Raw genomic sequence first — 18,659 nt, 5'->3', positions numbered from 1 at the left:
GCGGGTGCACACAACGGTGGCCGGGACATCGTCCCGGCCACCGTTTGTCTGCCTGGTGGTGCGCCCCGCTCAGCGGCGCACGTACTCGTTGAGCACCTTGGGCGGCCACGAACCGACGCCGAAGAGGCCCATGGAGTAGGCCTTCGACACCAGTGCCGCGCGGTTCGGCACCTTGAACTGCCGCAGCATGTTGCTGACGTGGTACTCGATGCCCTGACGGCTCAGATACAGCTTTGCGGCCAGTTGTACGGTAGGGACACCGGTGGCCACTCCCTCGAGAATCTTGGCATTGATTTCTGTCAAGATCTTGTTGGGGCTGATGAGCACCCGCCGATCGTCCTCCCCCTTGTCGGGAGCGACCAGCACGACGATTGTCTTCAGCTGGCCGGCGTCGCCCTGCACCGCCATTCCGGTGAGTGATCCGGTGAAGGCGGTGCGGGTCGCCCAAATGGCGGCGAGATGCTCGACGAATCGTCCGCTGCGACCGGTGAGAAGTCGGTCGAACTGTCGGCGCATGTGCTGCCGCACACTCGGGTGCAGAAGCTCGGAGAAGTCGAATCCGTGCAGGTCGAAGCGCGGCTGGCCGCAGTGCTCCAGTAATGCTGCGTTTGTCTGCTGGATGCGCAGTTGTGGATTGAGGACGGCGAGGCCGACCCCGGTCCGTTCGACAATGGACAGAAACAGCTCGCCGTATTCGCTCGCGCCGACGAGCGCCGGATGGGGCTGCGGAAATGGACAGCACTGTTCCGACGATGTTTCACTCCTGTTTTGCCTGCGGAGCGGGTCGGTCCGAGTTGCGTCTTGAACGTCTGCCTTCAAGTTACCGACCAGAAGCATCGACACGTCTCCCAAATGCTCCAAATTTGAACTCGCATCGGGAGCCTTGCACGGCTTTCCGCGAGCGTCAACGCGAGCAAATCGGGCAGCAAAGACTGTGGTAGGCGTGCGCCTAGTTCGGTGTGGTGGACCGTAGTCGGCGGCGGGGCGTGGCCGGACGGGGACGCAGGGTGGCCAAGGTTTCCGTATGGGTGCCGGCGGTGGTCCATCCATGCAGGTCAACGTGTGTCCGGACGGCCGGCGGACGGCCCCGGGAGCCGGATCCGGGCACCGAGCGCAACGGAATCCTGACCGAAGTCCGGTTCGGGCCGAGTTGTGACCGTCGGGTAGGTCGTACAGGCGGACATCGATCTTGCGAAAAATTTGAGCATTGACTTGAGAGTTCACGGCCGCGGAGACGTATCGATGAATGCTTTGAGTGGCGTGACTATTACCCGCGGTGATCTTCCGTTGTTTGGAGGCGAATGAGGTTATTCGGCGGGTGGATCGGACATTTTACCCGCTACCCGGTTGAGAACCGCCTTTAGTGCGGATCTATTGGTGACCCCCAGTTTTCGGTAACAGTTGGTCAGGTGCTTCTCCACGGCCCGCTGGGAGATGCCGAGCCGCGTGGCGATGGCGTGGTTCGTCAGCCCGGCCGTGACCAGGTCCGTGACGGTCCGCTCGCCAGGGGTGAACGAGCTGATCCCGGGCACCAGCTGCTCATGGTGCGCCTCGAGCGCCGTCGTGGCCGGCTCCATCAGCCAGGAGAGCCCGGCCGCGATCGCCAGCTGCCCACCGCGGCGCAGATCCTCGCCGGCGCCCCTGCGCCCCGACGCGAGCAGTCGGGTGCCCCGGGCCAGCAGCGCGCGGGCCAGCTCCAGCTCGTTGGCGGAGTGCTCCAGCACGTCCACGGCGTCGTCGAGCAGGCGCAGCGACTGCCGGCCGTGGCTGAGCTCGCCCCAGACCCGCAGCGTGCGGCCGGTCGCCGCCGGCGCACCCCAGGCGGCCACCAGCCGGTGCTCCTCCGAGATGCACTCGACCGCCTCCTCGGCCCGCCCGAGCCGGTCCAGCAGCGGCGCGATCATCGTGCCGGTCGGGAAGAGCGCCCGGTTGCGCCAGCCGTGGGTGGCGAGCTGCTGCTGGCACTCGGTCAACGCGACGAGCGCGGCCTGCGGTTCGCTGTTGTACAGCATCGCGCCGTAGAGCAGGTTGCGGACCATCGGCAGCATGCCCGTCTCGGCGGTCGCCCGCTCCGGACGCCACAACGCCGCGGTCCGCTGCCGCAGCCGGTCGTCCGGCACCGCGGCGGCGACCGCGAAGAGCATCGCGGCGCCGACCGCGTCGTCACCGAGGCCGTCCGGCAGCACGGTGAGCGCGTTCGCGGCGCTGGCCGCCGCCGCGCCGGGCTGCCCGGTGTGCAGCTGTTGAAACGCCAGCTGGGCGTGGACCTGCGCCGCGACCCGGCGGCACGGCGCGGCGTCGGAGACCCGGCTCGCCTCCGCCAGCCACGGCCGCAGCGCCGGCACCCGCTCGACGGCGACGGCGCCGGCGACGAGGAGCGGCGCGATCGAGGCGAGCGTGTCGTGGTCGACCGGCAGGGCCTCGAACAGCAGCTGGGCGAGCGGCGCCAGCTCCTGCGCGGACAGCTCCGCCGACATGGTCGCGCAGAACAGCAGCACCGCCGCGAGCTCCCGCTCGGCCGGGGTGCGCGGCCGCATCATCCCGTCGCGCAGCCGGGCCGTCGCGGCGGCGAGCACGGCCGGGTCCTGCCAGCCCGCCAACCACCGCCGCGCCTCCAGCCGCTGCGCCAGCGCCTCGACACCCGCCGGCCGCGCCGCCACCCGCGCCGGCTCGTCGCGTCCGGGACCGGTGGTTGCGGGCTCTCCCTGTTGCTGCGGGTGGCTGGTGTACTGCCGGTGCCCGGCGGACTGTGCCGACTCCGTCGGCTCCCGGGGCCTCTGGGGCTTCGGGGGCTCGGTGGGCCGCTCGGTGGGCCGCTCGGTGGGCCGCCCGGCCGGCGCTGTCGTCTGCGGGGCGGCGGGGGGTTCGGGGGCGAGGTGCCGCAGGACGCCGTCGATGGCCTCGCCGGCGGCCTCCGCGCCGGACAGCAGCGCCATCGGCGGGATGCGGGCCAGCGCTGCGGCACGGGCGTCGTCACCGGGCAGCGCCGGCAGGGCCTGGAGCACGCGGCGCACCAGCGTCGACGGGTTGCCGCACCGCTCGGCGACGGCGAGCTCGACGAGGACCCCGGCCCGTTCGGCACCGTCCGGCGGCAGCCCGCGCAGCGCGAGCCGCAGGTACCGCACCGCGCTGGCCACGTCGTGACGGGCGAGGGCGGCCGCAGCGGCGTCGGACAGCACGCCCGCCGCGTACGGCTGCAGCACCACAGCCTGCTCCAGGTGCGCCGCGATCCGCTCGGCGGGTGCGCCGGCCCGGTACAGCGCCTCCGCCGCCTGCACGTGACCGACCGCGAACGACTCCGGGCAGATCGTGGTGCCGACGACGTGCCGCACGACCGCGTCGAGCAACGGCTGCGGCTCGGCCGAGCCGTGCAGGCCCATCGCCCGCAACGCCCGGGCGGCGGTGCGCGCGTCGATGTCGTCGAGACCGGCGAGCCGCCCGACGAGACCGGGCTCCGCGTCGGCGCCGAGCAGCACGCCGTGCAGCAGGAACGCGCACTGCGCCGCGGGCAGCGCGGTGACCGCGGCGGCGACCCGCCGGCGCAGCGGCTCGTACTCGCGCCCGGTGACGTCTGGCGTCTCACTGCCGGCGGCCGCTTCCCACCCGGTCGGTGACGTCCATCCGGCTGGCGGTGTCGCCCCTGCTGGTGGTGTCGACCCGGCTGGCGGCGTCCATCCGGCTGACGGCGTTGACCCGGCTGGTGGCGTCGTCCCGGTCGGTGGCGTTGATCCGGTTGGTGGCGTCCGCCCGGGCGGCGGTGCCCAGCCGGCGGGGTTCGCCGCCAGTGAGCGCACGAGCATCGGGTTGCCGCCGGTGAGCCGGTGGAGGCGGGCCGCCGCGGCGCGGTCCACCCCGACGCCGCGATTGCCAGCGACGCCGTGATTGCCAGCGACCCCGTGCTTGCCAGCGGCGCCGTCAGCCCTAGCGGCGCCGTTAGGGCCACCGGTGCCGTTGGCACCGGCAGTGCCGTTAGCGCTGGCCGCGTCAGCCATGCTGGCCAGGAGCCGCTCGACGCCGGCCGCGGACAGCGGGGCCGGTCGAAGCGTCCGGTCGGCGCGGGCCAGTGCGGCGCGGACCCCGGGCCGGTCGCCGGCCGCGTCGCCGTCCAGGACCGCGAGCACCACCAGCACCGCCACGCCACCCGCCCGGCCGGCCTGCCGGTCCAGCCGGGTGAGCCAGGCCAGGCTCGCGTCGTCGGCCCACTGCAGGTCGTCGATGGTGACCAGGAGCGTGCCGGTGCGCGCCGCGGCCGACCCGCGGATCTCTCCCCACAGCCGCGACGCCAGGCTGCGCGGCAGGTCCTGCTCGGCGCGGTTCGCCGCGGCCGCGACCACCGGGACCCCGCCTTCGGCGGCGAGGTCCGCCGCCCGTCGCAGCAGGGCCGACCTGCCCACACCCAGGCCGCCCGCGACGGCGAGGATGCCGCCCTGCCCGCCGCGGAGCCGGGTCACCGCCGCCCGGCAGAGCTCAACATCTTGATCCCGCTCGATCAGCACACCGGAGAGTGTTCCCCAGCCGCGCCACCCAGTACATCGGAAAGTTGCGCTCTGCTGGTGATTCCGAGCCTGCGGTACGTGTTGCTCAGGTGCAGCTCGACCGTCCGCTTGGTGATGTCCAGGATCTCGGCGATGGCGGCGTTGGGCAGCCCGTTCGCGGCCAGCTCGGCAACCCTCAGCTGGGCCGCCGACAACGTCCCCGGGCCGCCGCCCGTCTCGGCCGGGGGCGGGCCGGCGTCGCGGTGCGCGGCGGCGCTCTTCCTGGCCGGGGCCGGTCCCTTGCCACCGGCCCGGACGCTCCAGCCGTTGCCGGGCCCGATGCGGCCAGCGGCCCGCAGTGCGGCGCCGGCCGCCGGGGAGCTGCGCCGCCGCGCCGCCGCGCGTTCCAGCGTCAGCAGCGTCTCGGCCGACCAGCTGCCGCGCATCGCGGCCCACAGCGCCACCACCGCCCGGTCGGCCCGGGTCGTCGCGTCGGCGTGCAGCAGCGACGCCCGCAGCTCGGTGAGCGCGACCGCACCGGCCGCTCCCCACCGCTCCGCGGCCAGGCGCTCCGCCCGGACCAGCGCCGCCGCCTCGGCATCGCGGCCGCGCCCGTGCTCCAGCATCGCGGCCTGGGAGCGCCACGGCAGCAGGGCAGGGTTACGGTACCCGGCGGCCAGGCACCGGCGGCCGCACTCGTGCAGCATCCCCACGGCCGCGTCGACCTGACCGTCGGCGGCCTCCGCCAACGCCCGGGCGTAGAGCAGCTGCGCCCAGGCGATGCCGCGCTCGCAGCCCGGCGGCAGCGGCGCGTCGAGCACCGCACGGAGCTTCCGCCGCCGGCCGGTGGCCAGCAGCTGCATGAGCTGCAACGCTCGCAGCCGGGGCAGGGTGCCGGCGTGCCAGGACTGCTCCGGCAGGCACTGGCGCAGGTCGTGCAGGTCGCGTTCGGCGTCGTCGAGGCGGCCCGTGCGCAGCCACAGCTCGGCCCGGGCGGCGAGCGGCCAGGCGGCGGAGCCCGCCCCCCGGGTCGCCTCGACGAGCCCGTTCAGCCGGTGCTCGGCCGTGGCGAAGTCCTCGGTGAGGGTCAGCGTGCGAGCCGCCGCCACCTGTACAGCGGCCGGCACCACGACCCCTGCCTCCGGGTCGAGCGCGGCGAGGGCGTGCCGGCGGGCCCGGTCCAGGTCCTCGCCCGCCACCGCCTCGCGCCACGCCATGACGCCACGCCCGACCGGGTCGGCGGAGTCGACGGTGGCGCCGCCCGGCGCCGGCACCCGGTCGCAGGTGAGCTCCGGCGGGGTGCCGGCCCGGTCGGCCGCCAACCAGTACAACGCCGCCAGCGCCGCCCGTTCAGCGGTAAGAGCAGTGGCGGTGCCGGCCCGAGACGGCGGCGCTGCGGCGGGACCGGTGGCAGAGCCGGTCCGCGATGGCGGCGCCGTGGCGGGACCGGCGGCGGTGCCGGTCCCCGATGGCGGTGGTGCCGCGGTGGGATCGATGGCGGTGCCGGTCCAGGATGGCTGTGTCGCGGGCGCGTGATGGTAGGCGGCGGCCAGCTCGCGCCGCGCGGCCTCGTCGTCGCCGCGGACCAGGAGCCGGTCGGCGGCCGCGATCCGGGCCGCGACCGCGCTGTCGGCTGCCGTCCGCAGCACCGTGCGGAACGTGCGGTCGGCGGCCTCCGGCGCGCAGCTCAGCTGCACGTCGCCGAGCGCCAGGAGGGTGGCCAGCCGCGCCTCGTCGCCGATCGGCTCGGACAGGGCCCGGCTGTACAGCGCCGCCGCCGCCTCCCACCGGCGTTCGGCGCGGGCGGACGCGGCAGCGACCAGCAACGCGTCCAGCGCCCAGCCCGGCCAGCCTGGCCCGGTCGCGGACAGCAGCCGGCCCACGAGCACCGGCGGCAGGCCCTTGTCGTGGGCGGCCTCGGCGGTGTGCCGGCGCAGCGCCGCCCGTTCGGTGCTGTCCATCGCGGTGAGCACCACCTCGGCGACGAGCGGATCGGCGGGGTCGAGCCCAGGGCAACCGGGCAGCCCGTGCGTGAGCCGGCCCGCGAGGCGCTCCGGCACCCCCGGCCCGAGCAGCGCCCGCACCCGCAGCCAGCGCAGTTGCGGGCCGGACAGATCCGCCAGCCGCTCGGCGACCCGGTCGCGCCGCACCTCCCGGCACGCGGCGTTGAGCCTGTCGAGGTCAGGGTGCGGCCCGCAGCGACGCACCGCGGCCAGCAGCACCGCCGGGTCCCCGGCCGCCGCGGCAGCCACCAGCACCGCAGGGTCCCCAGCCGCGGCGGCGGCAAGGAGCGCCTCGGTGTGCGCGTCAACCCCCCGACCCGCGGCGGCAAGCGCGGATCTCCACCGCGTGGCGGTGGTCGCGGTGCGGGTCGGCGCGGTCACGACGCACCCCCGTCGTCGGCGATCAGCGCCGTGGGGTCGCCGGCTGCGGCGGCAGGGAGTGCCTCGGCGTGTGCGGCGACGCCCAGGTCCGCGGCGGCGGGCGCGGATCGCCACCGGGTGGCGGCGGTCATGATGCGCTCCCGTCGGTGGGGGCTGTGGCGACGGTGGTGGTCCGGCGGGGCAGGGGCGTCGCCTCGACGATGCCGGCCAGGGCGTCGCGGCGGCGGATGCCGAGGCGCCGGTAGACGTTGGTGAGATGGAACTCGACGGTTCGCATGGAGATGAACAGCTCCTCGGCGATCTGCCGGTTGGTCGCGCCGCCGGCGGCCAGGCGGGCGACGGCCCGCTCGCTGCTGGACAGTTCACCGCACGCGGCGAGCTCGGTGCCGGTGCGGCCGCCGGCGGAGCTGAGCACGTTGCGGCAGTGTGCGGCCAGCATGGTGTAGCCGAGACGGTTGGACAGGACCATGCCGTCGCGCAGGTGCCGGCGGGCGGCGGCGCGGTCGCCCAGCACGGTCAGGGTGCGGCCGAGCATCAGCTGCGCCTTCACCTGGTGCAGCGGGGCGGGGGAGCGCTCCAGCTCGGCGAGGGCGCCGAGCAGCAGTTCGACGTTGGGGCCCTCGGCGGTGAGCGCGGCCCGGGCCAGCAGCGCCATGCCCGCCGTGCGCGGCGTGCGCCACCGCTGGCACAGCTCCTCGGCCTGTTCGAGCCGGAGGTGCGCCTCGGCCCGCTGGCCGCGGATCGCCAGCATGATGATCTCGTCCAGCCACCAGCTGCTGAACGCCGGGCTGCCCACCCCGGCCTCCTCGAGGAGCCGGCCGCAGGCGCGCAGCCGCTGCAGTGCCCGGTCGTGGTCCTGGCCCCAGTACGCGGCGAACGCCGTCGCCCCGACCGCCTGCACCTGCTCCCACAGGGGCATGTCGGAGGTGCGTTCCTGCATCGGCTCCAGCGCCTGCTCGGCGGCGAGGATCCGGGCCTGCGAGCTGTTGATCAGCGAGATGATCGTCTGGGCGGACCAGGTCGCGGCGCCCCACTCGCCGTCCCCGGCGAGCCGCAGCGCGGTGGTCGCCTCGGTCCAGGCGGCCTCGAGGTCACCGATCTCCAGGAGTATCCGCGCCCAGGTCGCCCGGGCGACGGCCTCGGCGCACGGTTCGCCGCGGTCGCGGTGGTGCGCGGCCAGCCGGCTCGCCGCGGTCAGGGCGCCGGCGGTGTCGTCGGCCATCAGCAGCACCCGGGTCGCTATCAGCGGCGCCCAGCTGTCGCCGGTCACCGGGCGGTCCAGCACCAGCCGGGCGTACCGGGTGGCCTGCTCCACCTCGACGCCTTCGTAGGCGGTGGCGAGCGCGTGCACGGCGAGCATCCGGTGGCTGGACGAGGCCCCGGCGACGCCGACGGGCGAGTCGCCGATGCGGGAGCGCACGGTGTGGAAGGTGGCGCCGCCGATGACGGCGTTGGCGGCGAGCGTCGACTCGACGGCCGAGAGCTGGATGCGGTCCCGCAGCGAGGGCATGTTCCCGGCGGCGCGGCGCAGCGTCTCCATGGCGTCGTGCAGCAGGTACGGCGCCGTCGGCTCACGCCCGGTGACGAGCGCGGCGAGGCCCAGGCAGACCACGGCCCGGGCCTTCGTGCGGGCGTCGCCGGTGCGTGGCAGCGCCTGCCGGGCGTGCACCAGCGCGGCCGACGGGTCGACGTTGAGCAGCGCGACGGCCAGGTCGACGGCGGCGTCCGGGGACTGCGGCTGCGCGGCGAGCAGGCGGGTCCAGATGCGGACGGCGGCGGGCGCGTCGTGCGCGTAGGCGAGGGTGGCGGCCTCGCGGAGCCGTTCGAGCATCCAGGGTTCGTCGAGGTCGTCGAGGTCCAGCAGCACCTCGGCGATGTGCCGCACGGGCGCGTCCGCGTCGTTGAGCATGTGCGCCGCCCGGCGCCGCAGCCGTTGCAGTTCGTCGGCGGGGAGCAGGCCGGACAGCGCCTCGGCGACGGCGGGTGGCACCGGCCGGTCGGGGTCGCCGGTGAGCACCCCGGTGTTGCGCAGCGTCGCGAGGCGGGCGACGGTCAGCTGCGGCGGCAGCCCGGCGAGCGCGCCGACCAGGTCGGCGTCGGTCTGCTGGAGGGCGGCCGCGGCGACGGCGACCCGCAGCAGGTTCGGCTGGCGGCTCAGGAAGCGGCGCAGCCGGTCGGTGCGCGGCTCGGCGCCGGCGTGCTCGGGCGCGTCGAGGTCGAGGATCCGCTGCCGCGGGCCGCCGAGGATGTCGGAGAAGAGCGGGTCGAGGGCGGGGTGCTCGCGGGGCTCGACGGCGAGGACGACCTGCAGCGGCCGGTTGGTGCAGCGCCGCAGGAGGTAGTGCAGCCAGCGCAGGGTCGCGCTGTCGCACCAGTGGGCGTCGTCGAGGACGAGGCGCACCGGGCCGAACTGGAGCAGGCCCAGCGCGCGGCGGTACAGGTGCAGCACGGTGCGATGGCCGCCGTCGGCGGGTGCCGGCTGGGTGCCGGACCGCGGCTGCACGGGCAGCAGCTGCCGCGCCGCGGCGAACTCGACCGCGGCGCCGGCCTCCGTGCAGGTCGCGGACAGCACCGTCACACCGGCCCCGGCCGGCGCCCGCAGCAGGGTGCTCTTGCCCGTGCCGGGGGCGCCGGTGACCATCACGACGGCGACCGACTCGATGTCCGGCAGCAGCGGCGGTCCGCCGCGCGCCGGCACGGTGCCGGTGCTGCGGTCCAGTTCGGCGGGCTGCGGCGTCATCAGGGCGTCCCATCGCGTTTCGGTCTTCGACGTGCCGGCCGGGCGGTCGTCCGGGGCGGCCCCGGACCGGTGCGCGGTCAGGTGCGCTGCGACGTCCGGGTGAACGCGGTGATGATCACGGCGCCGACCAGCAGGTGCAGCAGTGCGAGCGAGACCTTCGTGCCGGCGTCGGTGCCGCCGAGCGGGCCGAGCAGCGACAGGACCAGGAATACGACCGCGATGACGGTCCAGATCGTGCGGCCCTTCGCGGTGAAGCGCTCCAGCAGCGCGAGCAGGCCCCAGCCGAGGAGGCCGGCGATGACGACGGTCGCGACGACCGCGACGGCGCTGACCGTCTGCTCGCTGCCGCCGGACTTGACCACCAGGTCACCGGCGGCTGAACGGGCGATGAAGTAGACGATCAGGGCGAGGACGGCGGCGCCGGCGATGGCGAGCGGGCGCACGACGGACGGCTTCATGTGCGGGGGTACCTCCGGGTCGGTGGAACGGGACTGCTTCAGGGCACGCGGATCGGTTGTACCGTGTCGAGCGAGCCGGCTGGCACGGCCGGGCACAGTCCGGCCGCGGCGGCCCGGTCCAGCAGCGCGCGGACGGCGGCCAGGCCGTCGTCGCCGAGGTCCTCGGTGAACCCGTTGACGTACAGGGCGATGTGCTGCGCCGTCACGTCCGGCGCCATCTCCTGCGCGTGCTGCCGGATGTAGTCCCGGGACGCGTCGGGGTGCGCCCACGCGTGCCGCACCGACGCCCGGATCGCGGCGGTGACCTCGTCGACGCGTCCGGCGCCGAGGTCGCGGCGGGCCACGATGGCACCGAGGGGGATCGGCAGGCCGGTGTCCTCTTCCCAGAACCGGCCGAGGTCGACCAGCTCCCGCAGGCCGTAGGACTGATAGGTGAAGCGGGCCTCGTGGATGATGAGGCCGGCGTCGACCTTGCCGTCGCGGACCGCGGGCATGATCTCGTGGAACGGCATGACCACGATGCCGCCGAAGCCGCCGGGCACGGCGCGCTCCGCCCACAGCCGCAGCAGCAGGTACGCCGTGGACTGCTCGCTCGGCACGGCGACGACCGCCTCATGCAGCCGCTCCGCCGTGCCCGCCGGGCGGGCGACCAGCAGCGGGCCGCAGCCCCGGCCGAGGGCGCCGCCGCAGGGCACGAGCGCGAAGCGGTCCAGGAAGCCGGGCAGCGCCGCGTAGGAGATCTTCATGATGTCGAACCGGTCGCTGCCGGCCAGGTGGTTGGTGACGTCGATGTCGGCGTGGGTGACGGTCGTCGCGGGCGTGCCCGGCAGGATGCCGTGCGTCCACGCGTGGAAGACGAACGTGTCGTTGGGGCACGGCGAGTAAGCGATCGACAGCGGCCGCTCGGTCATGGCCCGGATCTTACGGCTGTAGGTCACGGCTTGTCCCGGTTCGTGGCGGGCGTCCGGCCGCATGGGGATCAAGTGTGGTGATTTCCCCAATCCGCGCCACGGCACGATGCCAGCAACACAAGTGCTGTGGGAGACCGCTGCCTGTTTCCCGGTGTCCGGCGCGTCGAGCCGGACCCATCGCTTCCGGCACCCGAAGGACGAATCGATGACGACCGTCATGGAACCCGCCGCGGCGCGTACCGACGCCTGGCTGGCCGCCGACCTCGACGAGTGGACCGTCCGCGTGGTCCGCCGGCACTTCGACCCGGTGACGGGCAGCCCGTACTGGCTGGCCCGCCGGCCGCACCTCGGTTTCGACCCGCTCGACATCACCCGCTACGACGACCTGGCGCAGTTCGGGCCGTTCTCGCTGGCCACGCTGCGGGAGCTCGACCCCGTGCAGCTGGTCCCCGCCGACGTGCCGCGGCCCCTCGCGGGGCGGATCTGGGAGTCCGGCGGCACCACCGGTAAGCCGTGCCGCATCTTCCACACCCCGTCGATGGCCGAGCACCACACCGCGTGGCGGCTGGCGGGGCTGCGGCTCAGCGGCTTCGAGCCCGGCCGCACCTGGCTGTACGCGTGCCCGAGCGGCCCGCACATCGTCGGCCGCGGCGCGAACCAGATCGCGGAGCTCTACGAGTCGACCGTGTACACGATGGATCTCGACCCGCGGTGGATCAAGACGCTGATCCGCGACAGCCGCCTGGTCGAGATGAACATGTACGTCGAGCACACCATCGAGCAGATGACCGACGTGCTGGAGACGGGCCGGGTGCACTACCTGGAGACGACGCCGGCGATCATGCAGGCGCTCATCTCCCGCCGCCCCGAGCTGGTCGCGGGCCTTTCGGGCGTCGGCCTCGGCGGCACCCAGCTGACCCCGCCGATGTACACGGAGATCGCCGAGGCGCTGCAGGGCGGCGTGATCGGCATGACGTACGGCAACACGTTCGGCTGCGCGATGGGCCTGCCGGTCGAGCGGGACGGCGCGATCCTGCCGTACCTGCCCAACTATCCGCAGGTCACGATGGCCGTCGTCGACAAGGAGGACCCGCGCCGGACGGTCGGCTACGGCGAGACCGGCCGGGTGCGCCTCACCGTCCTGCACGACGACCTCTTCCTGCCCAACATCATGGAGCGCGACCAGGCGGTCCGGCACCGGGTCGAGGGCTGGCCCTGTGACGCCGTCGCCAATGTACGGCCGCTGCAGATCAGCTCCGCCGCGCCCGAAGGGCTCTACTGAGCCGCGTTCGCAAACCCCCACACAGAGTCGATGAGGAGTCGTTGGTGGACACAGGTCTGAAGCGGGAACTGGAGGCGAAGGTCGTCGCCGGTGAGCGGCTCAGCCGCGAGGACGGGATCGCGCTGTACGCGTGCGACGACCTCGCGTGGCTCGGCGGGCTGGCGCACCACGTCCGCACCGAGAAGAACGGTGACGTGGTCCACTTCAACGTCAACCGGCACCTGAACATGACGAACGTCTGCACGGCGTCGTGTGCGTACTGCTCCTTCCAGCGCAAGCCGGGGGAGAAGGACGCCTACACGATGCGGATCGAGGACGCCGTCCGCCTCGCCAAGGAGATGGAGAGCGAGCAGCTCACCGAGCTGCACATCGTCAACGGCCTGCACCCGACGCTGCCGTGGCGCTACTACCCGCGCTCGATCCGGGCGCTGAAGGAGGCCCTGCCGCCGACCGTGGCGATCAAGGCCTTCACCGCGACCGAGATCCACTGGTTCGAGCGGATCTCCGGCCTGTCCGCCGAGGACGTCCTCGACGAGCTCATCGACGCCGGCCTGGAGTCGCTGACCGGCGGCGGCGCGGAGATCTTCGACTGGGAGGTCCGCCAGCACATCGTCGACCACGCCACCCACTGGGAGGACTGGTCGCGCATCCACCGGCTCGCGCACCGCAAGGGCCTCAAGACGCCGTGCACCATGCTGTACGGCCACATCGAGGAGCCGAAGCACCGCGTCGACCACGTGCTGCGGCTGCGCGAGCTGCAGGACGAGACCGGCGGCTTCCACGTGTTCATCCCGCTGCGGTACCAGCACGACTTCCACGACTCGCGGGACGGCAAGATCCGTAACAAGCTCATGGCCCGCACCACGATGGCGACCGGCGCCGAGGCGCTGAAGACCTTCGCGGTGTCCCGGCTGCTGTTCGACAACGTCCAGCACGTCAAGGTGTTCTGGGTGATGCACGGCCTGCAGACCGCGGAGCTGGCGCTCAACCACGGCGCCGACGACATCGACGGCTCGGTCGTCGAGTACAAGATCACCCATGACGCGGACGAGTTCGGCACCCCGGACAAGATGACCCGGGAGAGCCTGCTCGACCTGATCCGCAACGCCGGTTTCCGGCCGGTCGAGCGCAACACCCGCTACGAGATCATCCGCGAGTTCGACGGACCGGACCACGCGCGCCGCGAGACGCCCCAGCCGATGCGGGTCTGACCGTGCCGGCCACCGTACGAGAAGACAAGGCAGGTGAGCGCGGGTGACCGCAGCGACGACACCGCAGCAGGACCAGCGCCAGGACCAGCTGGAGGTCTGGATCGACCAGGGCCTGTGCACCGGCGACGGGATCTGTGCGCAGTACGCGCCCGACGTCTTCGAGCTCGACGTGGACGGGCTCGCCTACGTCAAGGGCGACGACGGGGAGCTGCGCCACACGCCCGGCACGGCGGTGCTGGTGCCGCTGGTCGCGGCGCAGGACGTCATCGACTCGGCGAACGAGTGCCCCGGCGACTGCATTCACGTGCGCCGCCAGGGCGACGGCGTCGAGGTGTACGGCCCGGAAGCGCAGACACCGTGACCGTGACGGCGGCCGGACCGGCCGGCACGGGTGCCCGCACGCTGCTCGGCAGCCTGTTGCCCGCCGGCACGGCCGTCGTCGAGGCGTTCGACGACGCGCTGCCGGCGCCGCTGTTCCCGCAGGAGCTGGCGGCGCTCGGCAACGCGGTGGCGAAGCGCCGCGCGGAGTTCATGACCGGCCGGCGGTGCGCCCGGGAGGCGCTCGGCCGGCTCGGGTTCGGCCCGGTCGCGATCCCGGCCGGGCCCCGCCGCGAGCCGGTGTGGCCGGCCGGCGTGGTCGGCACCATCACCCACTGCGCCGGCTACCGGGCCGCGGCGGTGGCCCGCGCCGGGCACCTCACCACCGTCGGCATCGACGCCGAGCCGCACGCGCCGCTGCCCGACGGGGTCCTGGACAGCATCACGCTCGTCGAGGAGCGCCGGCACCTGCGGCAGCTGGACGGGCAGCGGCCCGGGATCCACTGGGACCGGCTGCTGTTCAGCATCAAGGAGTCGGTGTTCAAGGCGTGGTACCCGCTGACCGGCCGCTGGCTGGACTTCACCGAGGCCACGGTGACGATCGCGCCGCAGCGTGAGACCTTCCACGCCTGGCTGCTGGTGCCCGGCCCGGTCGTCGGCGGGGTCGAGGTCGCCGGGTTCGCCGGCCGCTGGCTCGTCGACCGCGGCCTGGTCCTCACCGGCATCGCGGTCCCCGCCCACCGGCCCGCCTACGCCACCTGACCGCCGGCGTGCTCCACGGCCGGTGCTCTGGCCGGTGACTGCTCGTGCGTGCCGGCCGGCGGCACAAGCTTCACGGGGTCGCGCGCCGGCCGTCGACGAGGTCCTGGACGGGGCCGCTGCGCAGGATCCGGGTGTGCACCTCGCGCAGGCCCCAGCCCGGCTGCACACCGAGCTCGGTGTGCAGGTAGCGCCATGACCGCCGGTACACCTCCAGCGCATCGGCCTGCCGGCCGGCCCGGTAGTAGGCCAGCATCAGCAGTTCGGCAAGCCGCTCCCGGGTCGGCTGCTGCGCGGTCAGCTCGGTGAGCTCGGCCGCGACCTGGTCGTTTCGGCCGCACTGCAGGTCGGCCTGGGCCCGCAGCTCGATGGCCAGGGACCGTCGCTCCTCCAGGGCGAGGCCGACGCGGGCCCGCAGGTCGTCGCCGGCGACGTCGGCGAGCAGCGGGCCGCGCCACAGGGTGAGGGCCCGGGCGAGCGCGTCGGCGCGGTGGGCCGGGTCAGGCAGGGCCCGGGCCCGGTCGATCTCCGCGACGAACCGGTGCACGTCGACGCGTTGCGGGTCGACGTCGATGCGGTAGCCGGTGCTGTGCGTGACGATCTGCACGTCGTGCGGGCGCAGCCGGGACCGCAGGCGTGCGACGTAGGTGTGAACGGTCCGCCGTGCCCGCTCCGGCGGGTCGTCGTCCCACAGCAGTCCCTGGAGCCGGCTCATGCGCAGCACCCCGCAGGTCGCCTCCAGCAGGAGCAGCCCGAGCAGGCATCGCTCGCCGCGCCGCGGACCGAGGTCCACGGGTCTGCCACGATGCTCGATCTGTACCGGTCCGAGCAGCCGGAAATGCAGTTCGCCCCCGTGCGAATCCACCAATCTGCCCCCCGCGTGACGCCTGGTAGGAATCTGGTAACAGACCTTACTGATTCTTGCTGCAGCCATCCAGAGTCTTCGACGTCATGGAGGAGCAGCGATGCCCTACCTGGCCGCGGCCACCGTCCTCGCCTGCCTGCTCGGCGCGTTCAACCTGCTGTTGACGCTCGGCATCGTGCGCCGGTTGCGCGCCATGACCGGGGCCACCGCCGCGCACGCGCCGCAGGTCGTGGCAAGTCCGGGCGAGACACCGGAGCCGTTCCAGGCCACCACCGTCGACGGCGAGGAGCTGCGGGGCACCCCGAGCGGACTGGTCGGCTTCTTCAGCCCCGACTGTCCGGCGTGCACCGAGCGGCTGCCCGAGTTCGTCGCCTACGCCACCGCGGTCGGCCGGCAGCGCGTGCTCGCCGTGCTCATCGGCGAGCCGCACGAGCTCGGCGGGCTCACCGCCGATCTGCGCGACGTGGCCCGCGTCACCACCGAACCGGTGTTCGGGCCCGTGGCGACGGCGTTCGCGGTCACCGGGTACCCGGCGGTGGCGTTGCTGGACGACACCGGTGCCGTCACCCACAGCGGTACCGACTTCCGCTCTTTCCCGCGCGTGCCGGCCCGTGTCTGAGGTACGCGCCGGCGACGTCACGGAGGCGCTGCGAATGGGGCTGCGGGCGGCCCCGAGCGCGGTCCTGGCCATGGCGGGTGCAGCGCTGGGGGCCGGCGTCGGGCCGGTCGTGCTGGCCTGGCTGACCCGCGACCTGCTGGACCGGCTCGTCGCCGGAGCCGTCCCGCTGGTGCTCGCCTTCGCCGTCGCCGGGATCGGAGTGGCGCTGGCGTCCGTCCCGCCCGTCATGCAGTACACCTCGAACGAGCTCGACCGCCGACTCAGCCTCTGCGCGCAGGAGCGGCTGTTCTCCGCGCTGCAACGGCACGTCGGGCTGCAGCGGCTGGAGGATCCCACGTTCCAGGACCGGGTCCAGTTGGCCGGCACCGCGGGCCGTTCGGCGCCGGCACAGGTGGTGAGCGGATCGCTCGGCCTGCTGTCGTCGGTGGCGGCGCTCGCAGGGTTCCTGGCAACCCTGATCGTGCTGAGCCCGATCGTGGCAGCCGTCGTCGTGGCGGCGTCGGCGCCGGCGGTGGTGGCGCACCTGCGGCTCGGCCGGCGGCACGCGGCCGTCGTCACCGGCTCCGGCCACGCCCAGCGCCGGCAGCTGTTCTACGCACGGCTGCTCACCACGGCGGAGGCAGCCAAGGAGGTCCGGCTCTTCGGGCTCGGCGACTTCTTCCGCGGGCGGATGCTGGCCGACCTGGGGTCGGTGAACGCGGCCGAGCGGCGGGTGGACCGCAGCCGGTTGCGCACGCAGGTGCTGCTCGGCGCGCTCGGTGCGGTGGTCGCCGGCGGTGGCCTGGTCTGGCTCACCAGGCAGGCCGCCACGGGGGCGTACACGGTCGGTGACCTGACCGTGTTCGTGGTCGCGGTGGCCGGCGTGCAGGCCGCCGTTGCCCAGGGCATCGCGCAGGTCGCCGCGATGCTGGAGGCGCAGTTGCTCTTCGCGCACTTCCTGTTCGTCGTGCGTTCGGCACCGCTCGCCGGTACCCCGGAAGCAGCCCTGCGGCCAGCGCCACTGCGGGACGGGATCGTCGTGCACGATGTCTGGTTCCGCTACAGCGACGATCACGACTGGGTGCTGCGCGGGGTCGACCTCCGCATCCCGCAGGGCGCCGCCGTCGCGCTGGTCGGGCTCAACGGCGCCGGCAAGAGCACGCTGGTCAAGCTGCTGTGCCGGTTCCACGAGCCGACCCGCGGCCGGATCACCTGGGATGGCGTCGACCTGCGCGACCTCGACCCGGAGCTGCTGCGCCGGCGGATGGCCGTCGTGTTCCAGGACTTCCAGGACTACGACCTGCCCGCCCGGGAAAACGTCGGCGTCGGCGACGTGCGCCGGTTGGACGACCTGCCACGGATCACCGCCGCGGCCCGGCTCGCCGGCGTGCACGCGACCCTGGCGGCGCTGCCGGACGGGTACGACACGCCGCTGACCCGGCTGTTCTTCTGGGCCGGCGACACCGGCGACCCGAGGCTCGGCGTCCGGCTCTCCGGCGGGCAGTGGCAGCGGGTCGCGCTGGCCCGGGCACTGCTGCGCGACGACAGCGACCTCATGATCCTCGACGAGCCCAGCTCGGGCCTGGACGCGGAGGCCGAGGCGGAGATCCACCGGACGCTGCGCGCGCACCGGGCCGGCCGGGCCACCCTGCTCATCTCGCACCGGCTGAGCACCCTGCGCGACGCGAACGTCGTCGCGGTGCTCGACGGGGGACGCGTCGCGGAACTCGGCTCGCACGACGAACTGATGCGCGCCGACGGGCGGTACGCGCGGCTGTTCCGCCTGCAGGCGCAGGGCTACCAGCTGGAGCCGGCATGAGCGGGCCGGAGCGCAGCGGAGGGCTGCGAATCGGGATCACAGGGTGGAGCTCAGGCCGGCGCCGGAGCGCAGCGGAGGTGACGGCATGAGCGGGCAGCACAGCGGCCCGGTCCGCCCATCAGCGGAGGCGGCGGCATGAGCTACGCGGTGGCGGTGGCGCTCGCGGCGGGCCTGTGGTTCGTCGCCCGCCGGCTGTTCGGCGTGGTCGTCGTCGCCGGGCGCAGCATGGAGCCGTCGCTGTGGGCGGGCGACCGGCTGCTCGTCGCGCGGTACGGCAGAGCCGTGCCCGGGCGGCTCGTGGTGTTGCAGGGACCGCACGGCCCGATGGTGAAGCGGGTCGCCGCGCTGCCCGGCCAACGGTCGCCCTGGCAGGCCGGCGCGGTCGTGCCGGCCGGTCACCTGCTCGTCCTGGGCGACAACGCGGTGCTCAGCCACGACTCCCGCCAGCTGGGCCCGCTGCCCACCGCCGCGGTCCGCGGTTTCGTGCTGCGCCGGCTCACCGCCGCGCACCCCGTCGGCCGCGTACCGCGCGGGCCCGACGCCGAAGACTCCGGCCCGCGGGCCGGAACGGCGGGGGCGTCCGCTCCCGCCGTCGTCACCGACCTGGAGGAACCATGACCCGAATCGTCCGCCTGGCCGCCGACCGGCTCCTGGCCGGCCTGCTGCCCACCAGCACAGCCAGCGCGTCCTGCCTCCCGCAGTCGTACTGCGAGCCCTGCCCCAACTCGGGCGGCCGCAAGCGGCGGGTGAACATCATGGCCGACTGCTCGGTGAGCTACGGCACCTGTCTGCTCAGCTGCTGACCCGACCGCGTCGCGACGGCCGGTCCGACCCCGGGC

The 18,659-nt window shown here is 74.0% G+C and carries 16 protein-coding genes; 8 read left to right on the top strand and 8 right to left on the bottom strand.

The annotated features are described in order from the left end of the window. Positions 1-69 precede the first annotated feature (69 nt). The 7 genes from ABD332_RS34190 to ABD332_RS34160 form a co-directional block, all read right to left on the bottom strand. Positions 70-837, bottom strand: coding sequence for a helix-turn-helix transcriptional regulator (locus ABD332_RS34190; protein WP_344506688.1), 768 nt, complete (start codon positions 835-837; stop codon positions 70-72). A 470-nt stretch (positions 838-1,307) separates the two neighbouring features. Then, positions 1,308-4,496 (bottom strand): LuxR C-terminal-related transcriptional regulator, encoded by a 3,189-nt coding sequence (locus tag ABD332_RS34185; RefSeq protein ID WP_344506570.1) that lies wholly within the window; start codon positions 4,494-4,496, stop codon positions 1,308-1,310. After that, positions 4,490-6,733: a helix-turn-helix transcriptional regulator gene (locus tag ABD332_RS34180; RefSeq protein ID WP_344506568.1), complete on the bottom strand. Its 2,244-nt coding sequence runs from the start codon at positions 6,731-6,733 to the stop codon at positions 4,490-4,492. Before ABD332_RS34180 ends, ABD332_RS34185 begins: the two co-directional genes overlap by 7 nt. A gap of 122 nt (positions 6,734-6,855) precedes the next feature. After that, positions 6,856-6,990 carry a hypothetical protein gene (locus tag ABD332_RS34175; protein WP_344506566.1) on the bottom strand — a complete coding sequence of 45 codons (135 nt, stop codon included), beginning with the start codon at positions 6,988-6,990 and terminating at the stop codon, positions 6,856-6,858. Then, positions 6,987-9,599: a helix-turn-helix transcriptional regulator gene (locus ABD332_RS34170; protein ID WP_344506564.1), complete on the bottom strand. Its 2,613-nt coding sequence runs from the start codon at positions 9,597-9,599 to the stop codon at positions 6,987-6,989. The genes ABD332_RS34175 and ABD332_RS34170 overlap by 4 nt, the downstream gene beginning before the upstream one ends. Positions 9,600-9,676: 77 nt before the next feature. Next, entirely contained in the window at positions 9,677-10,057 is a 381-nt protein-coding gene (locus ABD332_RS34165) for a DUF6069 family protein (RefSeq protein ID WP_344506562.1), read from the bottom strand. Between the two features lie 38 nt (positions 10,058-10,095). Then, a complete protein-coding gene (locus ABD332_RS34160; protein WP_344506560.1) occupies positions 10,096-10,968 on the bottom strand; it encodes a 1,4-dihydroxy-6-naphtoate synthase in 873 nt (290 codons plus the stop codon). A gap of 205 nt (positions 10,969-11,173) precedes the next feature. Here ABD332_RS34160 and ABD332_RS34155 point away from each other — a divergent pair, with 205 nt between their 5' ends. From ABD332_RS34155 to ABD332_RS34140, 4 genes are read left to right on the top strand one after another with little or no spacing between them, the layout of a single operon-like run. Beyond that, entirely contained in the window at positions 11,174-12,250 is a 1,077-nt protein-coding gene (locus ABD332_RS34155) for a hypothetical protein (RefSeq protein ID WP_344506558.1), read from the top strand. Positions 12,251-12,294: 44 nt separating this feature from the next. Beyond that, the gene (gene mqnE / locus ABD332_RS34150; protein ID WP_344506556.1) at positions 12,295-13,461 is read left to right on the top strand and encodes an aminofutalosine synthase MqnE; all 1,167 of its coding nucleotides are present in this window, start codon (positions 12,295-12,297) and stop codon (positions 13,459-13,461) included. A 43-nt stretch (positions 13,462-13,504) separates the two neighbouring features. Further along, positions 13,505-13,822, top strand: a complete 318-nt coding sequence (locus tag ABD332_RS34145) for a ferredoxin (protein ID WP_344506554.1) — start codon at positions 13,505-13,507, stop codon at positions 13,820-13,822. Continuing rightward, the gene (locus tag ABD332_RS34140; protein ID WP_344506552.1) at positions 13,819-14,541 is read left to right on the top strand and encodes a 4'-phosphopantetheinyl transferase family protein; all 723 of its coding nucleotides are present in this window, start codon (positions 13,819-13,821) and stop codon (positions 14,539-14,541) included. The genes ABD332_RS34145 and ABD332_RS34140 overlap by 4 nt, the downstream gene beginning before the upstream one ends. A gap of 70 nt (positions 14,542-14,611) precedes the next feature. Here the strand turns inward: ABD332_RS34140 and ABD332_RS34135 are convergent, their stop codons facing one another. After that, positions 14,612-15,331: an AfsR/SARP family transcriptional regulator gene (locus tag ABD332_RS34135; RefSeq protein ID WP_344506550.1), complete on the bottom strand. Its 720-nt coding sequence runs from the start codon at positions 15,329-15,331 to the stop codon at positions 14,612-14,614. Between the two features lie 172 nt (positions 15,332-15,503). On the opposite strand from ABD332_RS34135, the gene ABD332_RS34130 reads away from it, so the two are divergent. The 4 genes from ABD332_RS34130 (at position 15,504) to ABD332_RS34115 (ending at position 18,623) form a co-directional block, all read left to right on the top strand. Then, positions 15,504-16,022 (top strand): TlpA family protein disulfide reductase, encoded by a 519-nt coding sequence (locus ABD332_RS34130; RefSeq protein WP_344506548.1) that lies wholly within the window; start codon positions 15,504-15,506, stop codon positions 16,020-16,022. Beyond that, complete coding sequence (locus ABD332_RS34125) at positions 16,015-17,820, top strand: ABC transporter ATP-binding protein (RefSeq protein WP_344506546.1); 1,806 nt, start codon at positions 16,015-16,017, stop codon at positions 17,818-17,820. Before ABD332_RS34130 ends, ABD332_RS34125 begins: the two co-directional genes overlap by 8 nt. 135 nt (positions 17,821-17,955) lie before the next feature. Further along, positions 17,956-18,438, top strand: a complete 483-nt coding sequence (locus ABD332_RS34120) for a S26 family signal peptidase (protein ID WP_344506545.1) — start codon at positions 17,956-17,958, stop codon at positions 18,436-18,438. Next, positions 18,435-18,623 carry a hypothetical protein gene (locus ABD332_RS34115; RefSeq protein ID WP_344506544.1) on the top strand — a complete coding sequence of 63 codons (189 nt, stop codon included), beginning with the start codon at positions 18,435-18,437 and terminating at the stop codon, positions 18,621-18,623. The genes ABD332_RS34120 and ABD332_RS34115 overlap by 4 nt, the downstream gene beginning before the upstream one ends. Positions 18,624-18,659: the final 36 nt, after the last annotated feature.

Source organism: Dactylosporangium maewongense, assembly GCF_039531485.1.
In the GTDB taxonomy this organism is placed as follows: Bacteria; Actinomycetota; Actinomycetes; order Mycobacteriales; family Micromonosporaceae; genus Dactylosporangium; species Dactylosporangium maewongense.
The sequence above is the reverse complement of the archived record's forward strand: the minus strand, read 5'-3'. Positions and strand labels throughout refer to the sequence as shown.

What these genes read in the sequence shown, in the direction of transcription:
- ABD332_RS34160 (WP_344506560.1), bottom strand. Translation starts at nt 10,968, where the DNA reads ATGACCGAGCGGCCGCTGTCGATCGCTTACTCGCCGTGCCCCAACGAC.
- ABD332_RS34175 (WP_344506566.1), bottom strand. Translation starts at nt 6,990, where the DNA reads ATGACCGCCGCCACCCGGTGGCGATCCGCGCCCGCCGCCGCGGACCTG.
- ABD332_RS34115 (WP_344506544.1), top strand. Translation starts at nt 18,435, where the DNA reads ATGACCCGAATCGTCCGCCTGGCCGCCGACCGGCTCCTGGCCGGCCTG.
- ABD332_RS34165 (WP_344506562.1), bottom strand. Translation starts at nt 10,057, where the DNA reads ATGAAGCCGTCCGTCGTGCGCCCGCTCGCCATCGCCGGCGCCGCCGTC.
- ABD332_RS34130 (WP_344506548.1), top strand. Translation starts at nt 15,504, where the DNA reads ATGCCCTACCTGGCCGCGGCCACCGTCCTCGCCTGCCTGCTCGGCGCG.
- ABD332_RS34155 (WP_344506558.1), top strand. Translation starts at nt 11,174, where the DNA reads ATGACGACCGTCATGGAACCCGCCGCGGCGCGTACCGACGCCTGGCTG.
- ABD332_RS34120 (WP_344506545.1), top strand. Translation starts at nt 17,956, where the DNA reads ATGAGCTACGCGGTGGCGGTGGCGCTCGCGGCGGGCCTGTGGTTCGTC.
- ABD332_RS34190 (WP_344506688.1), bottom strand. Translation starts at nt 837, where the DNA reads ATGCTTCTGGTCGGTAACTTGAAGGCAGACGTTCAAGACGCAACTCGG.
- ABD332_RS34170 (WP_344506564.1), bottom strand. Translation starts at nt 9,599, where the DNA reads ATGACGCCGCAGCCCGCCGAACTGGACCGCAGCACCGGCACCGTGCCG.